Here is a 20,383-nt window from a genome sequence, read left to right as displayed (position 1 = left end):
TTCTCCTTCCTTCTTTCCTAGGCCAACTGAAACACCACGCGTAGCGTGGCGGTCTCATCAACTGGAGCCCCATCCCGTGAGGCAGGTTTGAATTCGATGTTTCGTGCGGCGGCGATGGCCGCCTCGTCCAAGCCGTGGCCGAGACCGGAAACGACACGCAAGACGACGATCTTGCCGTTGGCGGCGAAGCGCACTTCCAGCACAACTTCGCCCTCGACTCGCTTCTCTCTCGCGACGTCGGTGTAGATCGGTTTCGGCTTGGAGAGAATGGAGACCGGAGTATCGGGGTTGGCGGGAGACGGTAGACGCCTTCTTGGCTCGGCGGCCGGTGCTTCCTCGTCGCCGAATCCGCCACGTTGGACCGTCGTCGTGGGTCGTGCCGTCGTTCGAGGAGCGTCCGCGGCTTCACCGCTGAACCCACCGGAGGCGACCGTCGTGTCTCTCTGGGGTGTCGGTGCCACACGAGGTTTTGCCTCCTCGGCGGCGAAATTGCCGGCGGCAACGGTTCGTCGCGGTTCCGTCTTGAGAGTCGTCGGCGACACCTCGCCGCTGAATCCCCTGGGTTTCAGCGAGCGAGCCCGAGGCTCGGGCTGACGGGTCGCGACCGTGGAGGTTCCGAACGAGCCGACCGAGGGTTTGGCACGCGGTTTGGGTCTGGGTTTCGGCCTGGGGACCGGAGTCGGTTCCGGTTCAGCCACCGGCCGAGCCTGGGCCACCACGACCGGTTCCGGGGCCGCCGGTTTCGGCGTCGTCTTCCGCCTGGGTTTTGGCTTAGGTTTGGGTTTTGGCTCCGGTTTCGGTTCAGGCTTCGGTTTCGGCGGAATGACCTTGGGCTGTGGCGGAGTAAATTCATCGACCGGCACCTGGTAGAAGACGATATCCACCGGCTTGGGTGGACGTTCACGCTTCGGCAGGCGACCCGGTAGGATCAACAGCCCCGCGACGAACAATGCGTGGATCGCGACACTTACGATCCAGGGTTTGAGACGAAGCCGCATCAGTTAGTCGCTCCCTGATCGATCCAGCTGGCTACGAGTTGCAGGTCTGTCGCCGACAGCGGCGTCTCGAAGAGAGGCATCGGGTCACCGAGGATCCTCGGGTCTGCGACGAGCTTCATGTACAGATAGGAGTCAACCGCGTTTCCGGGCTCGACACGCATCAGCGTCGGTACCTCGGAGCTATCGATGTTGACCACATTTCCGATGGTCGAACCGGCACTGAGGTCGAGTCCAAACGGCGCCCCTGCGCCCACATGGCAGCCGGCGGTAGCACAGCGAGGTGTGAACACCTGCGCCTGGACCTGAGCCAGAGTCGTCGGTGCGACCTGAGGCACGAACAGGCGATCCGGGCCGTTCTCGCAGCCCGCCGTCAAGGACAGCAGGCCGGCGAGCAGCGCGACGCGAGCCAGTCCTGGGACGCGTCGACTCACCAGGCAACTCCGGCGGAGAAGACGATTCGATCGAACTCGACGCTGCGGCGTGAGCCACCGGGGATGCCGATCGAGACCGGCGCGACGGCCGCCTCCTCGTTGACGAGCCAGGCGATGTCGAAGGTCACATTGGCCAGAACGCCTTCGATCCCGACGGCGTAGTCCGCGGAGGATCGACGAAAGTCGTCGACATTGGCGCTTGTGTCGAACGTTGTGGTGCGTTCGGCGTCGACCAGATCCGCACGTCCCGCGACGATGATACGCAGCTTGTCACGGAAGAACGGCTGACGAAGTCCAAGCGTCAACGCAAGGTGCGACTCGCTATCGTCAATCGCTTCATTGACGATGAACCCCGAGGCGTCGATCTGAGTCGAACCATCGACCATACCGAATGCCAATCGGGCGGATGCGAACATCTCGGTCTCGCCGGCCTGGAATATCGATTTCGCAGACGCGCTGATCAGCGTCGTTCCGATGGTGTCCTGGGCGAGCAACGTGTTGACCGGTGTAACGACACCGGAGTTGTCGACGAACGAAAGATCGGCGTTGTCCAGTTCGCGCTGAGATCGTTCGATACCCAGCCGATACTCCATCTCGCCCAGCGCACCGTCCTTCTGACGGTTGTAGCCTCCGAACACACCGACCTTCAGGTCGCTGACGTCGTAGTTGGTGATGGTGGTGCGATCGGTGATGACGCCAAGCCCATCGATGGTCTCGGCGATCTCCGTCTGATCGAAACCCTCGGTGCCGGCGACGAGTTGGATCTCCCAGCTCGAGCCGGGTGTCAGGAACGTTCGGAGCCCGACGTCGGCGAGGATGCCGCTCTGCTTGAACTGATTCTCACCGAAGAAGCCGCCCACACCGGATTCGAAGCTGCTGTCGGTAACCTCCGCGTTGGCGGAAGTCAGCCGGAGACCGAAACCAAGAACCCGTTTCTCGCCGAGCTGTTTGGCAGCGGCAGGCCGGAGGTCGAATCCGTTGAGATCGTCGGTGTCTCTAAACGTCGAGGCCCCGCTACTGTTTTCGTTTCCGTCGTTGCCGGCGAGGATCGCTGCGGACACGCCCCAGGACCAGGTGTCGGTCTGTCTCCGAACGATCGACCCTTGAATCGAGTCGGCTCCGTTGTCGACGTTGGCCGTGCCGTTGTTGCCGATCAGCGCATTGACGTAGCGGGTGTAGTTGCCTTCCTGACCGGGCCATGGGCTGAAGCTCGGGTAACGCCCGATGTTGCTGAACAACATGTTGTAGGGGCGGGTCTGGAGTTCATCGAACGGCTCTCGATACGTCCCGAAGGAGACATCATTGAGAATCGATTGGGAGAACGTGAGGCGGGCCGGCTGGAGATCGGCGATCTCGCGTGCCGCAGCCCGCACGGAAAAAGACGACAACGCAAACAATGTCGCCGCCGTGATAGTCATAATCCTGCGTCGCATACTTGTGACCCCTCCGAAGTGACTGGATCTGTTGTTGAACTAGCGACCCGAACGAAACCGCGGACGTCCGCGGGTTGCTCGCCCGGGGTCGGTTCCGCTCGATGAGCTCGCTGCTCCAATCGGGCGACTTCGACTTGACGTCGGCGCGCCGCTACTCATGAACCCGATGGGTGGCTGCACCGAGGCGGTGTTGTAGAACCGATTGATATTCGGCAGGACCAGTTCGAGGTCCGGCGACGGAATCCCGAACCACAGCGCCAAATCGGCGAAATACTCGTCGACGGCAAGCGTCGGAATCAATCGCCCGCGGCCGGTATCCAACGAGCTGCCGAGTGACATCGAGGGATAGCTTCCGTAGACGTCGCCGCCGGCGACGGCTCCACCCATCACGATGTGATTGCCGCCCCAGGCGTGATCCGAGCCGCGACCGTTGGAGGTTAACGTGCGTCCGAAGTCCGATGCCGTGAACGTCGTGACATCGTTCGCCACACCGATCTCGACCATCGCGGCCTGGAATTCGCTGAGCGCCGCCGCGATCTCGGGGAGCATCACCGCCTGGTTGGCGATGACCTCGTCGTGGTGATCCCATCCGCCGGCCTCGACGAAGAACGTCTGGCGACGCATCCCCAGTACTTCGCGGGCCTGAATCGTTTGCGCGATCATGCGAAACCGTTGAGAGAGACGCGTGTCTGAGAACTGGGTCATCAACGGCGGCAGTCCGGCGATCGCCGCCGAGAACTCCTCGTGAGCATCGATTGCACCGCGCATCCGCATCGCGAATGTCTTTTCGAAGACGTTTTGATAGTTCAGGCCCAGGATGCCGTCGATGGCGCTGGTCCGGATCTGACTCTCAGGGTCCGGTTGGTTGTAGTTCAGCAGGCCCACCGATCCGTTGGGACCGATGGTGTAATGGTTGGTGATGTGACCCGACTGGAAGATGTTGCTCCCCGAGAGGGAGATATTCATCGAGATGTTCTGGTTACAGTTAGAGGCCTGGAGAATGTCAGCCATCCGTCCCGCCCATCCTACCGGTGACCTCTGATCGGGGACCGACGACTGCCAGTGCATCTGCTGGTCGGAATGTGAGAACAGGCCGAGCGGCAGGTTCACGCTGCGATTCTCGTACTGGGCGAGCGTCGTGGGTTCAACCAGTGTTCCCACGTTGGCGACGAACGCCAGTTGATTCTGCTCGAACAGGGTCTGCAACGGTCCGAGGCCGGGGTGGAGGCCATAGCTCCGACCGTCGGGAGTCGCGGGCAGGATCGGCAGCAGATCGGTCTGGAGCAGGGCCAGATCGCCACGGGTCGCGGCGTACTCCGCGTACTCGGAATCGCCACTCGGAACCATCATGTTGAACGAATCCGCGCCACCGGACAGAAACAGACAGACCATTCCCTTGTAGTCGGCGGCACCGGCCGCCAGCGTGTTGAACATCCCCATGTTCAGCACGGTGTTGAACAACGCGGTCGTGCCGACTGCGGCGCAGCTGGCCTGACCCAGGAATCGGCGTCGACTCGGATCGACCGGCCTGTTGCTATCGATGATCTCCTTGCGAGGCTTCTTCATGACGACTCCGCTACCTTGCCACGCAGTATTCGGGAGAGATGGAGATCAGGTGGATTGCCATTCGCGCCCGTGTTTCCGTGTCGTTCTCTTGTGTGAGCGACGCGATCAGGAGTGACCGCATTGCAGGGCTCATGTCCCCGTAGAGCAGCAGGAGGTCCAGCCGATCCACCAGTGCGGTCGGGTTGGCGGCCAGCGCGATCTCATCGGCGAGATCCAGGCGAACCTCCTGGGCCGGGTCCGTTGCCGAATTCATCGCGCGATCGACCTGCGTCCGCAGCGAGTTGGCACTGCTGATGGCCGTCACCGCGGTGATGATCTGAAACTCCGGGCTGACGAGATTCGCTTCGGAGATCGGTCCGCTGGGTTGGTAGTCGGGCAGGAAGAAGTTGAACACCGACGGAGAGCTCAGCGGGCGTTGCGCAAACGAGTCGTCCGCGCCGCTGTCGTTGATCGGATAGTCAAACGTGAAGTTACGTGCGTCAAAAGCGCGCGCCAGGTGCACGCGCCGGAGGAACGACTCACGAAGCATGCCGCGATGGATTTCGGAGTTGGTCGGCCATGATCGGGCATCCGCATCGGTGAGGATCGCGCGAACAACCGCCTGGAGGTCCCCACGTGTGCCACTACCGTTGTCATCGAAGACCGCCGAGACCCTCGCGATGTACTCCGGGTCCGGATTCGAGGTCACAAGCCGCTGGATCAACCGTCGCGAGATGAAGGGGCCGGTGTTGGGGTGGTCGAACAGGCTGTCGACGGCGTCATGAACATCCTGCATGCCCGTTTGACCGGCGGGGATCTGAATACCGCGGAGGAGTTGTTTCGGACCGGGCTCGTGCCACGCTTCGTACATTCTCATCGGGGCGGTCCACATCGGCAGACCCTGACTGAAATCGTTGTCCGGCCCGTCGAAAGACAGGCCAGTGAAGACCTTGGCAAGTTCCGTAATGTCGTCGTTGTCGTAGGTTGGGATGGGTTGACCGGCGCCGTCCAATAGCAGCTCGCCGTCGGGACGCAACTCAAACAGCCCGATGGAGAACAACTGCATGATCTCTCGGGCAAAGTTCTCATCGGGGAAACGGCCGGGACTGGAGCGTGTGTTTCTCAGGTGGCTCAGGTAGGCGCCCATCAGCGGGTGGAGCGTGACGCCCCGCAAGAGATCTCGATAGTTGCCGAACGCGTGACCGAGCAGCATGTCGTAGTAGTTGGCCAACCCGAGCGGCGTGGCCTGGACCGTGCCGTTTGCGTCGGAGACGACGACGATCTCGCTGAGTGCCATCGCCACTCGCTGTCGAAGCGGATCCGATCCTTCCAGCACCTGCTTCCACCAGATCGCACGTCGGTCGTCGACGGTCAGTTCGACACCGGGTTGCGCCTGTAGTTCGAGGAGCGGCTGGTGAAACCCGATCGGTTGCTGAAACTGTTCATCGAGCCAGGCGTTCACACCCAGGTCCGCGGTTCGATGGATCTCTTCCCAGTTGGCTCCCAGCGTCGCCTGGGTCAGGAAGCGTGACGCCTCCGCCGGCGAGATCGCTCCCGAGAGCGTGTCCGATTCATCGACACCGCCGCTCACGGTGGAGACGAACGACAAAATCGTCAGTCCACAGACAAGAGCTGCGGGGCGAGGCAGTCGCAAGAGAGGCTCCCGTGGTCAGAGATCGTCTCCGCATCTGCAATCGACGTACCACGGGTAGATTCCCGCTCTTTCCGGTCACGCGAGCTTCATCTGGGGAACTTGCGTTGTCTTTGCGGCGGAATCCGTAAACGCAATTACTATTCGGGTAGCGAAGGATCGACGGCGAACATGACATCACGGAGCCACACAACCACGTGCTCGGCCATCTGAGTCTCGTGACCCGTAAATAGATGATCCGCGCCGTCCATCGAAACCTGTTTCACGATCGGAACCGCCGTCGCGATCTGCGACGATTCGTCATGGGGTACGACGGTGTCATCGGTGCCGTGTACCAGTAACCATGGGCAACGAAGGGAGCTCGCCCGGGGCAACACGCTGTCGATCTCTTGCATGACGTCGAGGAAGTCCCGGGACAGGGGACATTCGGGTTTGTCCCACATCAGATCCTTGCCCGGCGTGAGTCCCGCAAACTTCCGCTCGGCGAAGTCCGCCGTGTGAACCATCCCGGCCAGTGAAACGAGCGCCCGGATTCGCGGGTCGATGGCGGCGCGCAGCACACCCACCGCCCCTCCCATGCTATGACCGGCATAGGCCAGGAAACGAATCCCGGCCCGCTGCAGCTCGTCGAGGACCGATCCGAGGTCCGAGACCTCCTTGTGGATCGTCGAGTCCCGGAAGTCGCCCTCCGACGCGCCGTTCCCGCTGAACGAGAATCGAAACGCTCCGAATCCGGCCGCCTGCAGCGCGTCGTGCAGCGCAACGGCCCAGGCGCGGTCCTTGTTGGCGGTCACCCCATGTCCGATGATGACCGTCGCGTGACCGTCTTCGGCGGGGGAGTAGGTGAAGTCCAGCGACTCGCCCTGGACGTTTCGAATCGTATCGATCATCCGTCGAACGTAATGACCGAGCGGATTCCGTCCTGTCGTTCCATCAGCTCGAACGCGTGGTTCACGTCATCGAGGCCGACACGATGAGAGACGAATGGGCCCAGATCCAGTTTACCGTCGACCATCATCTGAACCAGCTGCGGAACATGCGTACGGCCACGCGCGCCACCGAAGCTGCCACCCTGTACACGACGACCGGTGATCAGGTTGCGCGGGACGATCTGCAGGGCCTCGCCCTTGCCGGCGACACCCAACACGGTGCAGATCCCCCACCCCATTCGTGCCGCCTCGACCGCCTGACCCATGACCGCGACGTTGCCGGTGGCTTCGAAGGTGTAGTCCGCACCGAATCCGTCGGTCATCTCCTGGATCGCCGCCACCGGATCATCGGTGTCCTCGCCGACGAGGATCGTGTCGGTAACGCCGAAGGGTCGTGCCGCCTCGAGACGATCACGAGAAAGATCGACAGCGATGATTCGGCCGGCGTTCTGCAGCCGCGCGCCGACGACCGCACCAAGTCCGACCATGCCCATACCGAAGACCGCCACCGTTGCACCGGCTTCGACTTCGGCCTTCCACATCGCGGCGGCGATCCCGGTCGTCGCGCCACATGCGAGTAGACAGATCTGTTCCATCGGCGCTTCCGGGTGAACCTTCGCCAGAGCGATCTCCGGCATCACGGTGTACTCGGCGAACGTCGACGTTCCCATGAAGTGTCGAATGGGTTCGCCATCTCTCGAGAGACGAGGCGTCCCGTCGGGCATGCAACCTCTTCCCTGTGTGTCGCGGATCGCCATGCAGATGTTGGTCTTGCCGGAACGGCAATGAACGCACTCACCACATTCAGGGGAGAAGAGAGTCACGACGTGATCGCCCGGTTTCACCGAGGTTACACCGTCGCCGACGGCATCCACCACGCCGGCACCCTCGTGACCGAGGACACACGGGGCATACCCGCTGGGGTCCGCACCGCTGGCGGTGTACAGATCCGTATGGCAAACACCGCAGGCCTCAATCTTGACGCGCACCTCACCGGACTGTGGGTCGCCCAACTCCAGACTCTGGATCTGCAGCGGTTGACCAAACTCCTCTAGAACCGCGGCTTGTATCTTCATGATTCCTCTCGGCGCATCCTGCGCCGACGGCGCTGACGCATCTCTTCGCGCTCTTCCTGCGTCATCCGGTCGTACTCTGCCAATTGCTCCCCGGTGAGGATCTCGGCAAGCTGCTTGCGTGTGTTCTGCTGCAGCGCGTCCATCTCGTCTCGCATCTTCTTGATGGATTCGGGTGACGAGCCGCTCCCTCGAGTGGATTCCCGCAACTTCGTCGAGTCGTTCCAGCTCTTCTCGATGATAGGTCGAACCTCATCCATCTGTTCCGCGGTCAACGTCAGACGGGTTTCCATCTTTTCAAGCCGGTTCTCGGGGAGACGAGGGTTTCGGCCACGTTCCTGCCCGACGACGACCGTCGTCGCTCCGATGAGTAACGCCACCAATAGCCATGCACTCTTCTTCATCTGTCTACTCCTTCGTCACCACCCGCGGACGGAGGCCAGGCAGGTGGATCGATCGCCTCGCGGCCCGGCAGGTCGCCGTACGCCACTCGAGGGTTGTCCGTCGCTTCCGGCGTCTCGGCGCCATGGGATGCAGCAAGAGCACTGGTCGGATACCAGAGTGCGACGTCCGAGCCGCGTGCGCCAATGGCCAACAACACGCTCGGGCCGTCTCCATCTCCGATGAAGACATGACTGACGCCGGCCGGGCAATGGAAGTAGTCCCACGCCTTCAGCGCATGTTCTTCCTCGTTGATCAATACCTTGCAGCGACCTGAGAGCACCAGGAACCCCTCCTGCCCGCTCTCGCGATGGTAACGGCAGTTGGGTTTGCCCGGCTCGAGTCGGAACAGGTTGACACCGAACTCTTCGAATCTTCCGCTCTCGGTCTCGAAGTTGCAGGCGCTACCAAATTTGGTCGCGCCGCCGAACCAGCGGGCGTCCTTGACGTTGACGATATGCCAACCGTCCTTCTCCTCGATCATGGGCTGCCTCCGTGAGTCTTGGCGGTTCGCCAAGTTGTCCAGTATATCCCGGTGATGTTGCCGGGCGACAACTCGGCGTCGGCGGAGGCCGTGGCCTCCGTGATGAAGCAGGTTAACGTCGTCGTTCGGGTCTCGACCTCCAGCGGGAGCGTCGGAATGGAAATTCAGCGTGTAAGACGGATCGGGCTCTGGGTGGCCAGTCTGCTCGTCTCGATCGTGTCGGCGTCGGCCGAAGAGAGCCAATTCAGGATGGAGAACGACCCGGACTGCTCCGGCGCGGGGATCCGCGGGCAGATCGACGGGCAACTGCAATTCACGGCCTGTGACGATGGCCGGATCCTCGTCGCGGCACTCTACGACGGTTCGTCCTTGCCGATCACGGAACTTCGCTACGATCGCGTGACTCAGCGTGGCACGTTTCGACTTGCGGGTCTCGACCCCGATCAGGGGCGTTCGCCGCAGAGCGAGAAGACCTTCCGCGACCTCATGACGGGGCCGGTGCCCGGGCATGTAGAGCAATTGACCCGACGAATCCGGCAAGAAGCCGATCGCTACGATCAGGTTCTCGTTCAGGCGATCGTCGTTCAGGGGCAGGCGTTCGAGACCGCGACCCGTCCGATCCGACCCCGTGTGGACTGTCAGACCTGCCGCGACCCCTCCAGCGGCTGTGGTGGTTGCTGTGGGCTCGGATGTCCGGGTTGCACGGTCTGCTCCGACGCCTGCCTGCAACACGACGAGTGCGTTCGGGAGCAGGGGCACTTGCCTTGCGTGCATCTTCTTGCGCCGGCCGTGATCTCTGCGCTGCGCTGCATCGTGACCTCCGGCGCGGGTGTCGGTTGTTGCCCAGTCAGCGTCTGGTAAAGCGGGGGAGGCACAAGAGCGTCCGCCTGTTACAATCCCCTCGCCATTTTGGAGGATTGGGTGGATGTTCTAGGCGTATCGGCGTTCTATCACGACAGTGCGGCCGCACTGGTACGCGACGGCGAGATCGTCGCCGCAGCCCAGGAGGAGCGGTTCAGTCGCAAGAAGCACGACGATCGCTTCCCCGTCAACGCCATCGAATACTGCCTCCGGGAAGCCGGGATAAGTGCCGAAGAACTGGACGCGGTGGCGTTCTATGACAAGCCACTCCTGAAGTTTGAAAGACTCCTCGAGACCTATTTCGGTTACGCACCGCTCGGCTTCCGCTCGTTCCTGAAGGCGATGCCTCTGTGGCTGAAACAGAAGCTACACCTCCCGCGAGAGATGGATCGCGGCCTGAATAAGGCCTACAAGGGCCGCTACATCTTCACCGAACACCACGAATCGCACGCCGCCAGCGCCTTCTTCCCTTCGCCGTTCGAAGAGGCAGCAATCTTGACGCTCGACGGTGTCGGCGAGTGGGCGACGGCGAGCTACGGGATCGGCCGTGGCAATCGCATCGAACTGACACACGAGCTCCAGTTCCCCCACTCTCTAGGGTTGCTCTACTCGGCGTTCACCTACTTCACCGGCTTCCGGGTCAACTCGGGCGAGTACAAGTTGATGGGGCTGGCGCCCTACGGCGTACCGCGCTACAAGGACCGGATCCTGGACAACCTGCTGGACCTCAAGGAGGACGGTTCGTTCCGGATGGACATGTCCTATTTCAACTACTGCCAGGGACTGACGATGACCGGCCCGAAGATGGATCAGTTGTTTGATGGGCCGCCGCGAAAACCCGAGAGCGAACTTACCCAGCGGGAGATGGACATCGGCGCGTCAATCCAGGCCGTCACCGAGGAGGTGATGTTGCGTAGCGCGCGTCATCTGCGCAAGACGACGGGGATGCGCAACCTGGTGATGGCGGGCGGCGTGGCACTCAACTGTGTAGGGAACGGCAAGATCCTGCGTGAGCGGATCTTCGACGACATCTGGATCCAGCCCGCCGCCGGTGATGCAGGGGGCGCGCTGGGCGCGGCACTGTTCGTCTGGCACCAGTTGACCGATGGAAAGCGAGACCCCGCCGGTCGTGCCGACTTCCAGCAGGGATCGTTGCTGGGTCCGCGTCACGAGGAAACATCGATCGTCCGATTTCTCGACAGCGTTGGCGCAAAGTACGAGCGTTACGACGGTGAAAATCGTGCACTCGATCGAGTGGCGGAATTGCTCGATCAACAGAAAATCGTCGGACACTTCGCCGGTCGGATGGAGTTCGGGCCGCGCGCGCTTGGCGCCCGTTCCATCCTGGGCGACGCCCGGTCAACCGAGATGCAGTCGACGATGAATCTAAAGATCAAGTTCCGCGAGTCTTTCCGCCCTTTCGCACCGGCCGTTCTCCGCGAACACGCGAGTGAATGGTTCGCCGTGCGCGACAACGAGGACAGCCCGTACATGTTGCTGGTCGCCGATGTGGCCGAAAAGCGACGAGTCGAGCCTACGGGCGAGAACAAGGACCTCACGGGATTCGACCGCCTGAAGGTACCGCGGTCGACCATCCCCGCCGTGACTCACGTCGATGATTCGGCCCGAGTCCAGACCATCGACGCCGATCGTCACCCTCGGTTCTATCAACTGTTGAAGAAGTTCCACGCTCGGACCGGCTGTCCGGTCCTTATCAATACCAGCTTCAACATCCGAGGGGAACCGATCGTCTGCACGCCGCAGGATGCGTATCGCTGTTTCATGGGCACTCATATGGATGTGCTTGTTCTCGAGAACATCATTCTTCTGAAGGATCAGCAACCCGAGGGCGAGGTGCCGGACGTGGATCGGTACAAGGCCCAGTTTGCACTGGACTGACGATGGCACTGATCGATATTGACTGGCGTCCCGATCGCAAGAAGCTCCGAGAGTTCGGTTTCGTCGGCGCCGGCGCATGTCTACTACTTGTCGGGCAGCTCCTCTGGAAGCAGAAGCTGTTGTTCTGGGGTATCGCGGCCGACAACGTATCGTCGGTCGCCATCGGGCTCGGACTCGGTTCGTTACTGTTCCTGTTGTTGGCGTTCGCCTTTCCGCCGATCCTGCGACCGATCTACCTGGTGTTGACGATCGTGACCCTCCCGATCGGATTCGTCATCTCTCACGTCGTGATGGCGCTGATCTTCTATCTGGTCTTCGGCGCCCTGGGCATCTTCTTCCGGGTGATACGCCGCGACTCGCTTCGTCGTGCCTACGACCCCGACGCCAAGAGCTACTGGATACCCCGCACACCCATCGAGAATCCCGAGCGCTATTTCCGGCAGTTCTGACCTGCGATTGACAGTCCCCGGCCTCTCGTTCAGCATGGGCAAGGTCACGCTTGATGAGGATCCGATGAGCAAAGACGAGAAGCAGCGCGAGTTTCTGGATCAAGTCGGATCCAAGCGGTCCGGCCTGGTCACAGAGTTCATCGACTTTCTCAAGCACAACAAGAAGTGGTGGTTGGCGCCGATCATCATCTTCATGCTGTTGATCGCGGCCCTGGCGTGGGTATCCGGTAGTGGCGGGGCGCCGTTCATCTACACGCTGTTCTAGTGGATGCCGCCACGGTCTCCCGACTCCTGCGAGGGTTCGGGATCGACGCGTCTCCGTCGGTCGTTGAGCCCCTGGGTCAGGGCCGGATTCATAAGACCTTTCGTTGCGCGACCGATGACGGGGTCTACCTGCTGCAGCGGGTAAACACCTCGGTCTTTCGCGATCCCTCCGCCCTGGCTCAGGCCGGTCGGCAGGTCCAGCGGCACTTGCTGGAAGCCCGAGCCACCGGTCGGTACCGGTTCGAGGTACCCGCAAACCTGGAGGCGGTCGGTGATCGCATCGATCCGACCCTGCCTGGGCTTCTGCGAGACGAAGACGGCTCGATCTGGCGGGCCATGGATTTCATCCACGACAGCCGAGGACTGGAGGTCGCCGAGACCCTAGATCAGGCAGCCGAGGCGGGGCGAGCCTACGGCCATTTCGCCGCCGTGATGGGCACGTTGTCGCCGGACGGGTTCCCGGTGCCGTTGCCCGGGTTCCACGACCCATCCCGGCGCTTCGCGGAGCTACAACAGGTCGCGGCGACGGGCGGGTCCGATCGCCTTGCCGGTCTTCAGGACGACCTCAATTACTGCGCCGCCTGTCGCGACGAGATCGAGGGGTTCGTGCAGGCGTCCAGGAGTTGGACACCGCGAATCTGTCACAACGACACGAAGATCGACAACCTGTTGTTCGACTCGCGCGGGGAGCGTGTCGTCGCCGTCGTCGATCTCGACACGACGATGCCCGGTTTCTGGGCCTACGACTTCGGCGACCTCGTTCGGAGCGTCGCGGCCAGCGGGGACGAGGATCAGGACGATGGCCCGACACTTCACCTTCGTGACGACTATGTCGAGGCAGTCGCCGAAGGATTCATCGACGGGTTGGGCCCTCTTGCCGACGGGTCGACCCGGGCGATGTTGTGGGCCGGAGTGAGGTTGATGCCGTTGATGTTGGGGATGCGATTCCTCGCCGACCATCTGGCAGGAGATCGCTACTTTCCGGTGGAACGAGAGGCGCAGAATCTCCAGCGCGCCCGCAGGCAGCTGGCGTTGCATCGCGATGGGGTCCGGCGAGAATCGTCCCTCAGTAGGAAAATTTTGGCTTCCGGTACCCGCTAGATCCAATATCGGGTTCCCTCAAACGGCACAGTTCAGTAGAATGTAGGAAGCACGGAGAGAAGGATCAGCCATGGACACGACGCCCCCGCAGCCGGGTCAGCTCTATGAACGCGGTTTGGAGCACTTGCGCGCCGATCGCCCGTCCGAGGCCGCTGAAGACTTGCGTCTTGCGGTTCGGCTCGAGCGCGAGAGCGGTGTCCCGCGTCCACGAATGCGTTTCCTCTCCTACTACGGTCTGGCACTCGCTCTCGGCGAGGGCGTCACACCCGAAGCCGTTCGTTGCTGTGAGGTGGCCGTGGAGAAGGATCGTTTCGACGCGATCCTCAAGGTCAACCTGGCCCGGGTCTACCGAATGTCCGGTCGTGTCGGAAAGGCGTTGCAGGTCCTCGATCGGGGGCGACGCATCCACCCCGATGAGCCGAAGATGGTATCGCTGATGTCTCGGTGGGATCGTCGCAAAGCGCCGTTGTTCTCGTCGCTGAGTCGTGACCACGCCATCAACCGAATCTGGGGCAAGTTGCGCAGAAACGGTTCGGGAAAGCACGTCTCCATCGACGCGGCGGGCTAGCCGATTGACTCTTCTGCGGCGGCAGCACGCCGCGCTCATACTCCTACTTATCTCGCTGTGCGTCTCTTGCAGCGCCTACAGCGTCGACCCGATCCAGAGTTCTGAACTTCGCATCGGTAGCTGGAACATTCAGAACCTGGGTTCGCGCCCCTGGGGTCAGGAACCCCAGGATCTTGCCGACCACATCCGGGCCAGCGGCGCGGATGTTCTTGCGCTCCAGGAGATCCACGACGACGACGGTCGGGACAAAACTCGAACCAACGCGAAACTCGACCAGATCGTGGAACTCCTGAACGAAGGCGGAAGCGCCTGGCAGTACCAGCTCTATCCGCGCCGCGAACCTCGGAACCCGGAGCAGTTGCTCGGGATCGCGTGGAACAGCCGGCGGGTCGAACCGAACGGAAAACCCCTGCGAATTTCGGTAAGTTACGAGAGCGGACGAAGCTGGCGTCGGCATCCGTATGCGGTTCCCTTTCGCCCCGTGGAGGGTGGGACCGATTTCGTCTTGATCCCGCTGCATTCGAAGTCCAATTCGGACGGGGAGGAGCTGGGCCGTCGCGTCCGACGGGGGGAGGCTCACGCACTGGTGGCGCAACTCGCCGCGGTTCGACGACACTTCAAGGACGACGACCTGATTATTCTCGGCGACTTCAACACGATCGACGCCGACGAGGAGGGGCTTCGGCTCTTCCGCGAGGCAGGCTTCATCGACCTGAACTCAGAGGACCGACCGACCTACAGCACCCGACGCTTCCCCAACAGTCCTCTGGATCGCATCCTGGTGCCGACCGAACAGCCGGAGTTTGCAGAGTCTCGCTTCGAGGTCATGACACCCAGGGATCCGGGACGTCACGTTCAGCGGTTGTCCGACCACCATCTGATCTACACCACGATCCAGGTCGTGGCCGACGACGACGGTTCCTAGGCCCCGAATAGGTGGTCGGTCTCGAAGGCGGTGTTGGCGAATCGGTGGACCTGCCCGTCGGGGTCCTCATAACGCACGGCGCGCTTGATGCAGAAGTCGAACAGCAGCGGATTGATCCTGGCCAACTTCTCACAAAAGTCACGGTCCTCCGCGGTCAGATAGCCATCGAACTCCAACTTGCGCGGGTTGATCGCGATGTGGATCGCAGGCACCGGATAGTCCGATGCGTTGACGAAACGGTGATGCCATTCGCGTGCGGAGAGGAGTGTCCTGAGGATCCGCGCGCTACGATTCAAGACCGTGATCGCAGAGAGATCCGCATAGAGCACGCCGTCATACTGGGGCTGGGCCATCATGCGCAGAAAGAGATCGAAGGTGGGTCGTCGCTTCGACGATTCCTGTCCGTCGTCGAGATCCCTCGCCGTGCCCGTACTGGCCGCATGGGCAACGACGACCTTGCAGCCGGCATCCAGCGCCCGACGTAGACGCAGCGGGTTGCCGAGTTCCTGATTCTTGGCACCCTCGACGGCGTACTCGGTGCCGGAGTGGGAGATCAGAGGAATGCCGGCATCCGCCAGCCGTCGGTAGAACGGTTCGCATCGTGGCGAGAGCGGGTCCATGCCCATGGCGTTGGGTAGCCACTTGATGGCCCGTGCGCCGCGGTCGATCACCTCATCCAGTCGATCGAGGGCGTCCACTCGGTACGGATGAACCGACGCACACGCGACAAACTCCGGGTATCGGTCGGCGATCGTCAGGGCGTATTCGTTGGGTGTATAGAACGCTGCATGGTCCCGCAGGACCTCACCCGTTTCGTCGACGTAGCTGTCAAACGCCATCACCACGAGCTTGCCGTCCGGGTTTGCGGCACGATGGACGCTGAGCAGACGATCGACGTAGTCCTGGTCGGCCGTGGATTCCGAACTCATCCCGGTGGCTTCTCTGAACAGCTCGTACTGAAACCGTCGTGCGGCGTACAGATGATTGCGCATCCGTGGGTTGAGCCAGCAGCCCGTATCGCCGGCGCCGAGTCCGAGGAGATGCACATGGCCATCCCACATCCGACTTCGTTCGATGCCACCGAAGCAACGGTCCACAAACATTTGGAGTCGACCGCGGATGACCGGATCGGCCGACGCCTGCATGAATCGCGGCAGAAGAAGACGGATCGCCCCGACGGTTGCCACTCCGACGGCGGCTCCACCTCCCAGCACCAGAAGCTTGCGACGTGACAGTTTCATCTTCCCGGGAATCGTACCCCGAATTGTCGCCCAATGCCGGGCTTACACGACGCGGCGCTTGACACAACGGCAAGGCCCGGAGAACCTAGGGCATGGCCCGCGTCAAGTTCACGCAGAATCTGCGCCGTCATCTGGATGTTCCCGAAGCGGTCGTCACGGCGACGACCGTTCGCGAGGCACTGGACGCCACCTTCGTCGATCACCCGCGACTGAAGAGTTACATCGTCGACGAGCAAGGCCGACTACGCAAACATGTCGTCGTCTTCGTGGATGGCGATCAGGTGAAGGATCGGGCCAGGCTAGGCGACTCGCTGCGGGACGATAGCGAGGTCTTTGTCATGCAGGCGCTCTCGGGAGGTTAGCATGGGAAACCCGGTCGATACGTTGTACGTCGCCACACGCAAGGGGCTCTTTCGTCTGGAGCGTCGCGACGGCTGGCAGATCACCGGCCGATCGTTCGTCGGCGACCCGGTCACGATGATCCTCGACGACGCGGCAGACGGGACCCTTTACGCCGCCCTCAACCTGGGTCACTTCGGCGTGAAGCTCCATCGGTCCGCCGATCGGGGCGAGACCTGGGAAGAGGTCACCGCACCGACGTTTCCGGGTAACGCCGATGACGACGACGCGCCGTCGGTCAAGCAGGTGTGGGAGTTGGTGTCGACGGGGAAAGGCCCCGGCAGCCTCTGGGCGGGGACGATTCCGGGCGCGCTCTTCCGCAGCGATGACGGAGGAAGCAGCTGGAGTCTCTGTCAGTCACTCTGGGATCGACCCGAGCGATCAAACTGGTTCGGCGGTGGTTACGACGACCCCGGCATCCATTCGATCTGTGTCCATCCGAACAATCCCGACAACATCGTTGTCGGCGTCTCCTGTGGGGGCGCGTGGGTGACCGACGACGGTGGGGCAACCTGGGAGACACGAACGGCGGGGATGTTCGCCGCCTACATGCCGCCCGAACGCAAGGACGACCCGTCGATCCAGGATCCCCATCGAATCGCGCGCTGTCCCGCCAACCCGGACATCCTCTGGTCCCAGCATCACAACGGCGTCTTCCACTCCACCGACGAGGGGCGGAGCTGGAAGCACATCGACACGGTCTTGCCGTCGGATTTCGGCTTCGGGGTCGTGGTACACCCCGACGACGGCGACCAGGCCTGGCTGGCCCCTGCGGTCAAGGACGAGTGTCGCGTTCCGGTCGATGGCAGGGTCGTGGTCGCCCACACACGGAATGGCGGCGCCAGTTTCGTCGTCCAGCGCGAGGGGCTGCCGCAGGAGGACGCCTACGATCTGGTCTTCCGCCACGCGTTGGACATCGACGCCAGCGGCTCGAGACTGGCGATGGGTTCGACGACCGGTAGCCTCTGGCTAACCGAGGACGGCGGCACGCGATGGCAGACCGTCTCCCGTCACTTGCCACCGATCTATCAGGTGCAGTTCGCCACAAGTTTGTGAGCCTTCGATCCGTGTGAGACAATTTCGGGGTTCGACCGCCTGGAGATCCAACGTTGCGAACCCCCCGCGTTTTTCGTCGTCCGCCTTTATGTCTGCTACTCATCGCGATCCTCGGCTGGGTCGTCGCCGTCGCTGAAGGTCCGGTCAGCATCGAGGTGACGGCGGACGCCGGTGCCGATGGCACCCGTCTGGTCCTTCGCCACAGCGAGTCAATCGGCTACGACATCCTCCAGGAAGGCACGACGGTCCGCATCGTCTACGATCAGCCGGTTCGCGTCGAGCCGTTCGCGGTCCCTGCCGGCGACACCATCCTGCGTCGATTCGATATCACCGCTACCGATACGTTGACGTTCCATACCGGCGACGACTATCGCGCCTTCGAGAACTTCGAACTCCGTCACCCGTTCCGTCTGGTGCTGGATCTTCGAGGGACACGGGGTCGTTCCAGTCGCGACGCCGGTCGCAAGTCCATCAAGACTCAGCTTCCGGGAAGCGGCAAGCGGTCCGGTACCGTGGTCGTGATCGATCCCGGGCATGGCGGCGTGGAGAACGGTGCCGTCGGTCCGACGGGACTGCGAGAGAAGGAAGTCACTCTCGACCTTGCACGACGTCTTCGGAGGGCGCTCCAGGACGAGCCCGGCATCTCGGTGGTCCTCACCCGCGACGACGATCGATTGGTGGGTCTGGATGAGCGGACGGCCATCGCCAATCACAATCGTGCCGATCTCTTTCTGTCGATCCATCTGAACGCGGCGCCAAGGAGCAGGGCCTCCGGAGCCGAGACCTATTTCCTCTCGACCGATGCCACCGATGACGACGCTCGCACCCTCGCCGCCCTCGAGAATCGCGCGTCCGGTGTGGATGCGGGGAAGCTTCCCAAGGGAAGCGACGGCGACGATCTCGATCTGATCCTGTGGGATCTGGCCCAGAACCAGTATCTGGCCGAGAGCAGTCTGTTGGCCGAGTCGGTCCAGACCCAGTTGAATCTTCTCACCGGCACACGGAACCGTGGAGTTCGCCAGGCTCCGTTCCGCGTCCTGATGGGGGCGACGATGCCGGCGATCCTGGTGGAGGTCGGTTTCATCTCGAACGCCGAGGAGGAGTCCCGCTTTCGTGACGGTGCCTATCGCGGCCGGACGGTCGAGGCATTGACCACGGCCGTCAAGCTTTACCTGAGCAACCTCCGCCGACTGTCGGTACAGGACTAGTCATCGTGATTCGACGTTGGCTCGTGGTCAGTCTGCTCCTGCTTGTTGCCCTGCATTGCAGTGGGAGTCCGGAGCCGACTCCCGTCGTCGAGGGCGAGGTCGATGAGGTCGAAGGCGTCGAAGGAGCCGAGGAGACGGTTCCGACCGAAGATGACCGTGCAGACGTCGACGACACATCGGTCGATCCACTTCGACGGGCCAACATCGAGCTCTACTTCCCATCGGCACTTCAGACCGGTCTTGTCGGGGAGTACCACGAGATCTTCAACACCGCGACGCCGACCGATCGCGTCAAGCAGATCGTTGCCGACCTGATCGGTGGGCCCAACTCCCGGAACGCGCTCCGTTCGTTGCCGTCGGGGACCCGTCTGCGTCAGGCGTTCGTCCTCAAGAACGGGACCGCCTATCTCGACTTCACCCCCGAGCTCAGCGAGAGTCTCGGTGGAGGCAGTCAGCGCGAGCTCCTGGCGGTCTATTCGATCGTCGACTCCGTGGCCCTGAATGTTCGCGAGGTTCGCCGTGTCGGAATCCTGATCAACGGCCAACCGGTCGATTCCCTGAACGGCCATCTCGATCTTCGTCGGCCGTTGCCACCGGATAACCAGTGGATCCTCGGCTCCGGCGGCGTGAAGAACTGATGGACTCACGACCGATCGGTGTCTTCGACTCCGGCGTCGGAGGGCTCACGGTCTTCCGCGCCCTGGAGCAAGCGGTTCCCGGGCAGTCCCTGGTCTATCTTGGCGACACCGCCCGGGTGCCCTACGGCACCAAGTCGGCGGAGACCGTGAGGCGTTACGCCACCGAGGCCGGACACTTCATGCGCGACCACGACGTCAAATTGATGGTCGTCGCGTGCAACACCGCCTCCGCCGTGGCCCTGGAGATCCTGTCCGAGCAGCTGAGTCGTCCGGTGATGGGCGTGATCGAGGCCGGTGCCCGACAGGCCGCCGCTTCCACGCGCAACGGGCGGATCGGCGTCATCGGAACACGGGCGACGATCGGCAGCGGCGCCTACAGCCGTGTCCTTGCGAAACTGAACGACGCCGAGGTCGTGGCGGCCGCATGCCCACTCTTCGTGCCGCTGGCCGAGGAGGGTTGGGTCGACGACGACATCGCCGAGGCGGTGGCCCGGCGCTACCTGGCACCGATCCAGGAGGCCGACGTCGACACGCTGGTCCTCGGCTGCACCCACTACCCGCTCCTGAAAACGGTGATCCGCCGAGTGATGGGCGAGGGAGTGACCCTGGTCGACTCCGCCGAGGCGGTGGCGACCCAGGTCGCAGAGCAGACGACGGCTGCGACCGCCGAGCCGATCCGTGAGTTCTACGTGACCGACGTGCCGGCGCCGTTCAAGACCGTCGCAGAGAGATTCCTCGGTCGGGAAATCGAGGCCTTGCATCAGACTCGAATCGAGGGAGAATAGCCGG

At 62.5% G+C, this 20,383-nt stretch carries 22 protein-coding genes; 12 read left to right on the top strand and 10 right to left on the bottom strand.

The window, feature by feature from the left end; translation table 11 throughout:
* Window positions 1–17: 17 nt before the first annotated feature.
* The 9 genes from OES25_01825 to OES25_01785 all read right to left on the bottom strand — a co-directional run bounded on the left by OES25_01825 (window position 18) and on the right by OES25_01785 (window position 8,985).
* On the bottom strand, window positions 18–998 hold the full coding sequence (locus tag OES25_01825) for an energy transducer TonB (GenBank protein MDH3626379.1): 981 nt from the start codon (window positions 996–998) through the stop codon (window positions 18–20).
* Window positions 998–1,429 (bottom strand): hypothetical protein, encoded by a 432-nt coding sequence (locus tag OES25_01820; GenBank protein ID MDH3626378.1) that lies wholly within the window; start codon window positions 1,427–1,429, stop codon window positions 998–1,000. The genes OES25_01825 and OES25_01820 overlap by 1 nt, the downstream gene beginning before the upstream one ends.
* Entirely contained in the window at window positions 1,426–2,862 is a 1,437-nt protein-coding gene (locus tag OES25_01815) for a hypothetical protein (GenBank protein MDH3626377.1), read from the bottom strand. Before OES25_01815 ends, OES25_01820 begins: the two co-directional genes overlap by 4 nt.
* Window positions 2,863–2,901: 39 nt before the next feature.
* Window positions 2,902–4,428: a DUF1501 domain-containing protein gene (locus OES25_01810; GenBank protein MDH3626376.1), complete on the bottom strand. Its 1,527-nt coding sequence runs from the start codon at window positions 4,426–4,428 to the stop codon at window positions 2,902–2,904.
* Window positions 4,429–4,438: 10 nt separating this feature from the next.
* The gene (locus OES25_01805) at window positions 4,439–6,061 is read right to left on the bottom strand and encodes a DUF1800 domain-containing protein (protein MDH3626375.1); all 1,623 of its coding nucleotides are present in this window, start codon (window positions 6,059–6,061) and stop codon (window positions 4,439–4,441) included.
* 137 nt (window positions 6,062–6,198) lie between these two features.
* Complete coding sequence (locus OES25_01800) at window positions 6,199–6,948, bottom strand: alpha/beta fold hydrolase (GenBank protein ID MDH3626374.1); 750 nt, start codon at window positions 6,946–6,948, stop codon at window positions 6,199–6,201.
* Window positions 6,945–8,063, bottom strand: coding sequence for an alcohol dehydrogenase catalytic domain-containing protein (locus tag OES25_01795; GenBank protein MDH3626373.1), 1,119 nt, complete (start codon window positions 8,061–8,063; stop codon window positions 6,945–6,947). Before OES25_01795 ends, OES25_01800 begins: the two co-directional genes overlap by 4 nt.
* On the bottom strand, window positions 8,060–8,464 hold the full coding sequence (locus tag OES25_01790) for a hypothetical protein (GenBank protein MDH3626372.1): 405 nt from the start codon (window positions 8,462–8,464) through the stop codon (window positions 8,060–8,062). Before OES25_01790 ends, OES25_01795 begins: the two co-directional genes overlap by 4 nt.
* Window positions 8,461–8,985, bottom strand: coding sequence for a cupin domain-containing protein (locus OES25_01785; GenBank protein ID MDH3626371.1), 525 nt, complete (start codon window positions 8,983–8,985; stop codon window positions 8,461–8,463). The genes OES25_01790 and OES25_01785 overlap by 4 nt, the downstream gene beginning before the upstream one ends.
* A 54-nt stretch (window positions 8,986–9,039) precedes the next feature.
* Here OES25_01785 and OES25_01780 point away from each other — a divergent pair, with 54 nt between their 5' ends.
* The 7 genes from OES25_01780 to OES25_01750 all read left to right on the top strand — a co-directional run bounded on the left by OES25_01780 (window position 9,040) and on the right by OES25_01750 (window position 15,052).
* On the top strand, window positions 9,040–9,846 hold the full coding sequence (locus tag OES25_01780) for a hypothetical protein (GenBank protein ID MDH3626370.1): 807 nt from the start codon (window positions 9,040–9,042) through the stop codon (window positions 9,844–9,846).
* A gap of 60 nt (window positions 9,847–9,906) precedes the next feature.
* A complete protein-coding gene (locus OES25_01775; protein ID MDH3626369.1) occupies window positions 9,907–11,745 on the top strand; it encodes a carbamoyltransferase in 1,839 nt (612 codons plus the stop codon).
* 2 nt (window positions 11,746–11,747) lie between these two features.
* Window positions 11,748–12,194, top strand: a complete 447-nt coding sequence (locus tag OES25_01770; protein ID MDH3626368.1) for a hypothetical protein — start codon at window positions 11,748–11,750, stop codon at window positions 12,192–12,194.
* Window positions 12,195–12,201: 7 nt separating this feature from the next.
* Window positions 12,202–12,459 carry a DUF5989 family protein gene (locus OES25_01765; GenBank protein ID MDH3626367.1) on the top strand — a complete coding sequence of 86 codons (258 nt, stop codon included), beginning with the start codon at window positions 12,202–12,204 and terminating at the stop codon, window positions 12,457–12,459.
* Complete coding sequence (locus OES25_01760) at window positions 12,459–13,559, top strand: aminoglycoside phosphotransferase family protein (protein MDH3626366.1); 1,101 nt, start codon at window positions 12,459–12,461, stop codon at window positions 13,557–13,559. Before OES25_01765 ends, OES25_01760 begins: the two co-directional genes overlap by 1 nt.
* A 70-nt stretch (window positions 13,560–13,629) precedes the next feature.
* On the top strand, window positions 13,630–14,127 hold the full coding sequence (locus OES25_01755; GenBank protein MDH3626365.1) for a hypothetical protein: 498 nt from the start codon (window positions 13,630–13,632) through the stop codon (window positions 14,125–14,127).
* A gap of 4 nt (window positions 14,128–14,131) precedes the next feature.
* Entirely contained in the window at window positions 14,132–15,052 is a 921-nt protein-coding gene (locus OES25_01750; protein MDH3626364.1) for an endonuclease/exonuclease/phosphatase family protein, read from the top strand.
* Here OES25_01750 and OES25_01745 read toward each other — a convergent pair.
* A complete protein-coding gene (locus OES25_01745) occupies window positions 15,049–16,293 on the bottom strand; it encodes an amidohydrolase (GenBank protein ID MDH3626363.1) in 1,245 nt (414 codons plus the stop codon). The genes OES25_01750 and OES25_01745 overlap by 4 nt on opposite strands.
* Before the next feature lie 92 nt (window positions 16,294–16,385).
* Between OES25_01745 and OES25_01740 the strand changes: the two genes are divergently transcribed.
* The 5 genes from OES25_01740 to murI are packed head-to-tail and all read left to right on the top strand — an operon-like array spanning window position 16,386 to window position 20,379.
* The gene (locus OES25_01740; protein ID MDH3626362.1) at window positions 16,386–16,655 is read left to right on the top strand and encodes a MoaD/ThiS family protein; all 270 of its coding nucleotides are present in this window, start codon (window positions 16,386–16,388) and stop codon (window positions 16,653–16,655) included.
* 1 nt (window position 16,656) lies between these two features.
* A complete protein-coding gene (locus tag OES25_01735) occupies window positions 16,657–17,748 on the top strand; it encodes an exo-alpha-sialidase (protein MDH3626361.1) in 1,092 nt (363 codons plus the stop codon).
* A 53-nt stretch (window positions 17,749–17,801) separates the two neighbouring features.
* Complete coding sequence (locus OES25_01730; GenBank protein MDH3626360.1) at window positions 17,802–18,956, top strand: N-acetylmuramoyl-L-alanine amidase; 1,155 nt, start codon at window positions 17,802–17,804, stop codon at window positions 18,954–18,956.
* 5 nt (window positions 18,957–18,961) lie between these two features.
* A complete protein-coding gene (locus OES25_01725; GenBank protein ID MDH3626359.1) occupies window positions 18,962–19,594 on the top strand; it encodes a GerMN domain-containing protein in 633 nt (210 codons plus the stop codon).
* Window positions 19,594–20,379 (top strand): glutamate racemase, encoded by a 786-nt coding sequence (murI, locus tag OES25_01720; GenBank protein MDH3626358.1) that lies wholly within the window; start codon window positions 19,594–19,596, stop codon window positions 20,377–20,379. The genes OES25_01725 and murI overlap by 1 nt, the downstream gene beginning before the upstream one ends.
* Window positions 20,380–20,383 lie beyond the last annotated feature (4 nt).

Source organism: Acidobacteriota bacterium (genome assembly GCA_029861955.1).
Lineage (GTDB): Bacteria > Acidobacteriota > Polarisedimenticolia > Polarisedimenticolales > Polarisedimenticolaceae > JAOTYK01.
The sequence above is the reverse complement of the archived record's forward strand: the minus strand, read 5'-3'. Positions and strand labels throughout refer to the sequence as shown.

Bases quoted from the DNA above. Each gene is read 5' to 3' on its own strand.
- OES25_01825 (MDH3626379.1), bottom strand. From the start codon at position 998: ATGCGGCTTCGTCTCAAACCCTGGATCGTAAGTGTCGCGATCCACGCA.
- OES25_01815 (MDH3626377.1), bottom strand. From the start codon at position 2,862: ATGCGACGCAGGATTATGACTATCACGGCGGCGACATTGTTTGCGTTG.
- OES25_01810 (MDH3626376.1), bottom strand. From the start codon at position 4,428: ATGAAGAAGCCTCGCAAGGAGATCATCGATAGCAACAGGCCGGTCGAT.
- OES25_01800 (MDH3626374.1), bottom strand. From the start codon at position 6,948: ATGATCGATACGATTCGAAACGTCCAGGGCGAGTCGCTGGACTTCACC.
- OES25_01795 (MDH3626373.1), bottom strand. From the start codon at position 8,063: ATGAAGATACAAGCCGCGGTTCTAGAGGAGTTTGGTCAACCGCTGCAG.
- OES25_01790 (MDH3626372.1), bottom strand. From the start codon at position 8,464: ATGAAGAAGAGTGCATGGCTATTGGTGGCGTTACTCATCGGAGCGACG.
- OES25_01785 (MDH3626371.1), bottom strand. From the start codon at position 8,985: ATGATCGAGGAGAAGGACGGTTGGCATATCGTCAACGTCAAGGACGCC.
- OES25_01780 (MDH3626370.1), top strand. From the start codon at position 9,040: ATGTTGCCGGGCGACAACTCGGCGTCGGCGGAGGCCGTGGCCTCCGTG.
- OES25_01770 (MDH3626368.1), top strand. From the start codon at position 11,748: ATGGCACTGATCGATATTGACTGGCGTCCCGATCGCAAGAAGCTCCGA.
- OES25_01755 (MDH3626365.1), top strand. From the start codon at position 13,630: ATGGACACGACGCCCCCGCAGCCGGGTCAGCTCTATGAACGCGGTTTG.
- OES25_01745 (MDH3626363.1), bottom strand. From the start codon at position 16,293: ATGAAACTGTCACGTCGCAAGCTTCTGGTGCTGGGAGGTGGAGCCGCC.
- OES25_01740 (MDH3626362.1), top strand. From the start codon at position 16,386: ATGGCCCGCGTCAAGTTCACGCAGAATCTGCGCCGTCATCTGGATGTT.
- OES25_01735 (MDH3626361.1), top strand. From the start codon at position 16,657: ATGGGAAACCCGGTCGATACGTTGTACGTCGCCACACGCAAGGGGCTC.
- murI (MDH3626358.1), top strand. From the start codon at position 19,594: ATGGACTCACGACCGATCGGTGTCTTCGACTCCGGCGTCGGAGGGCTC.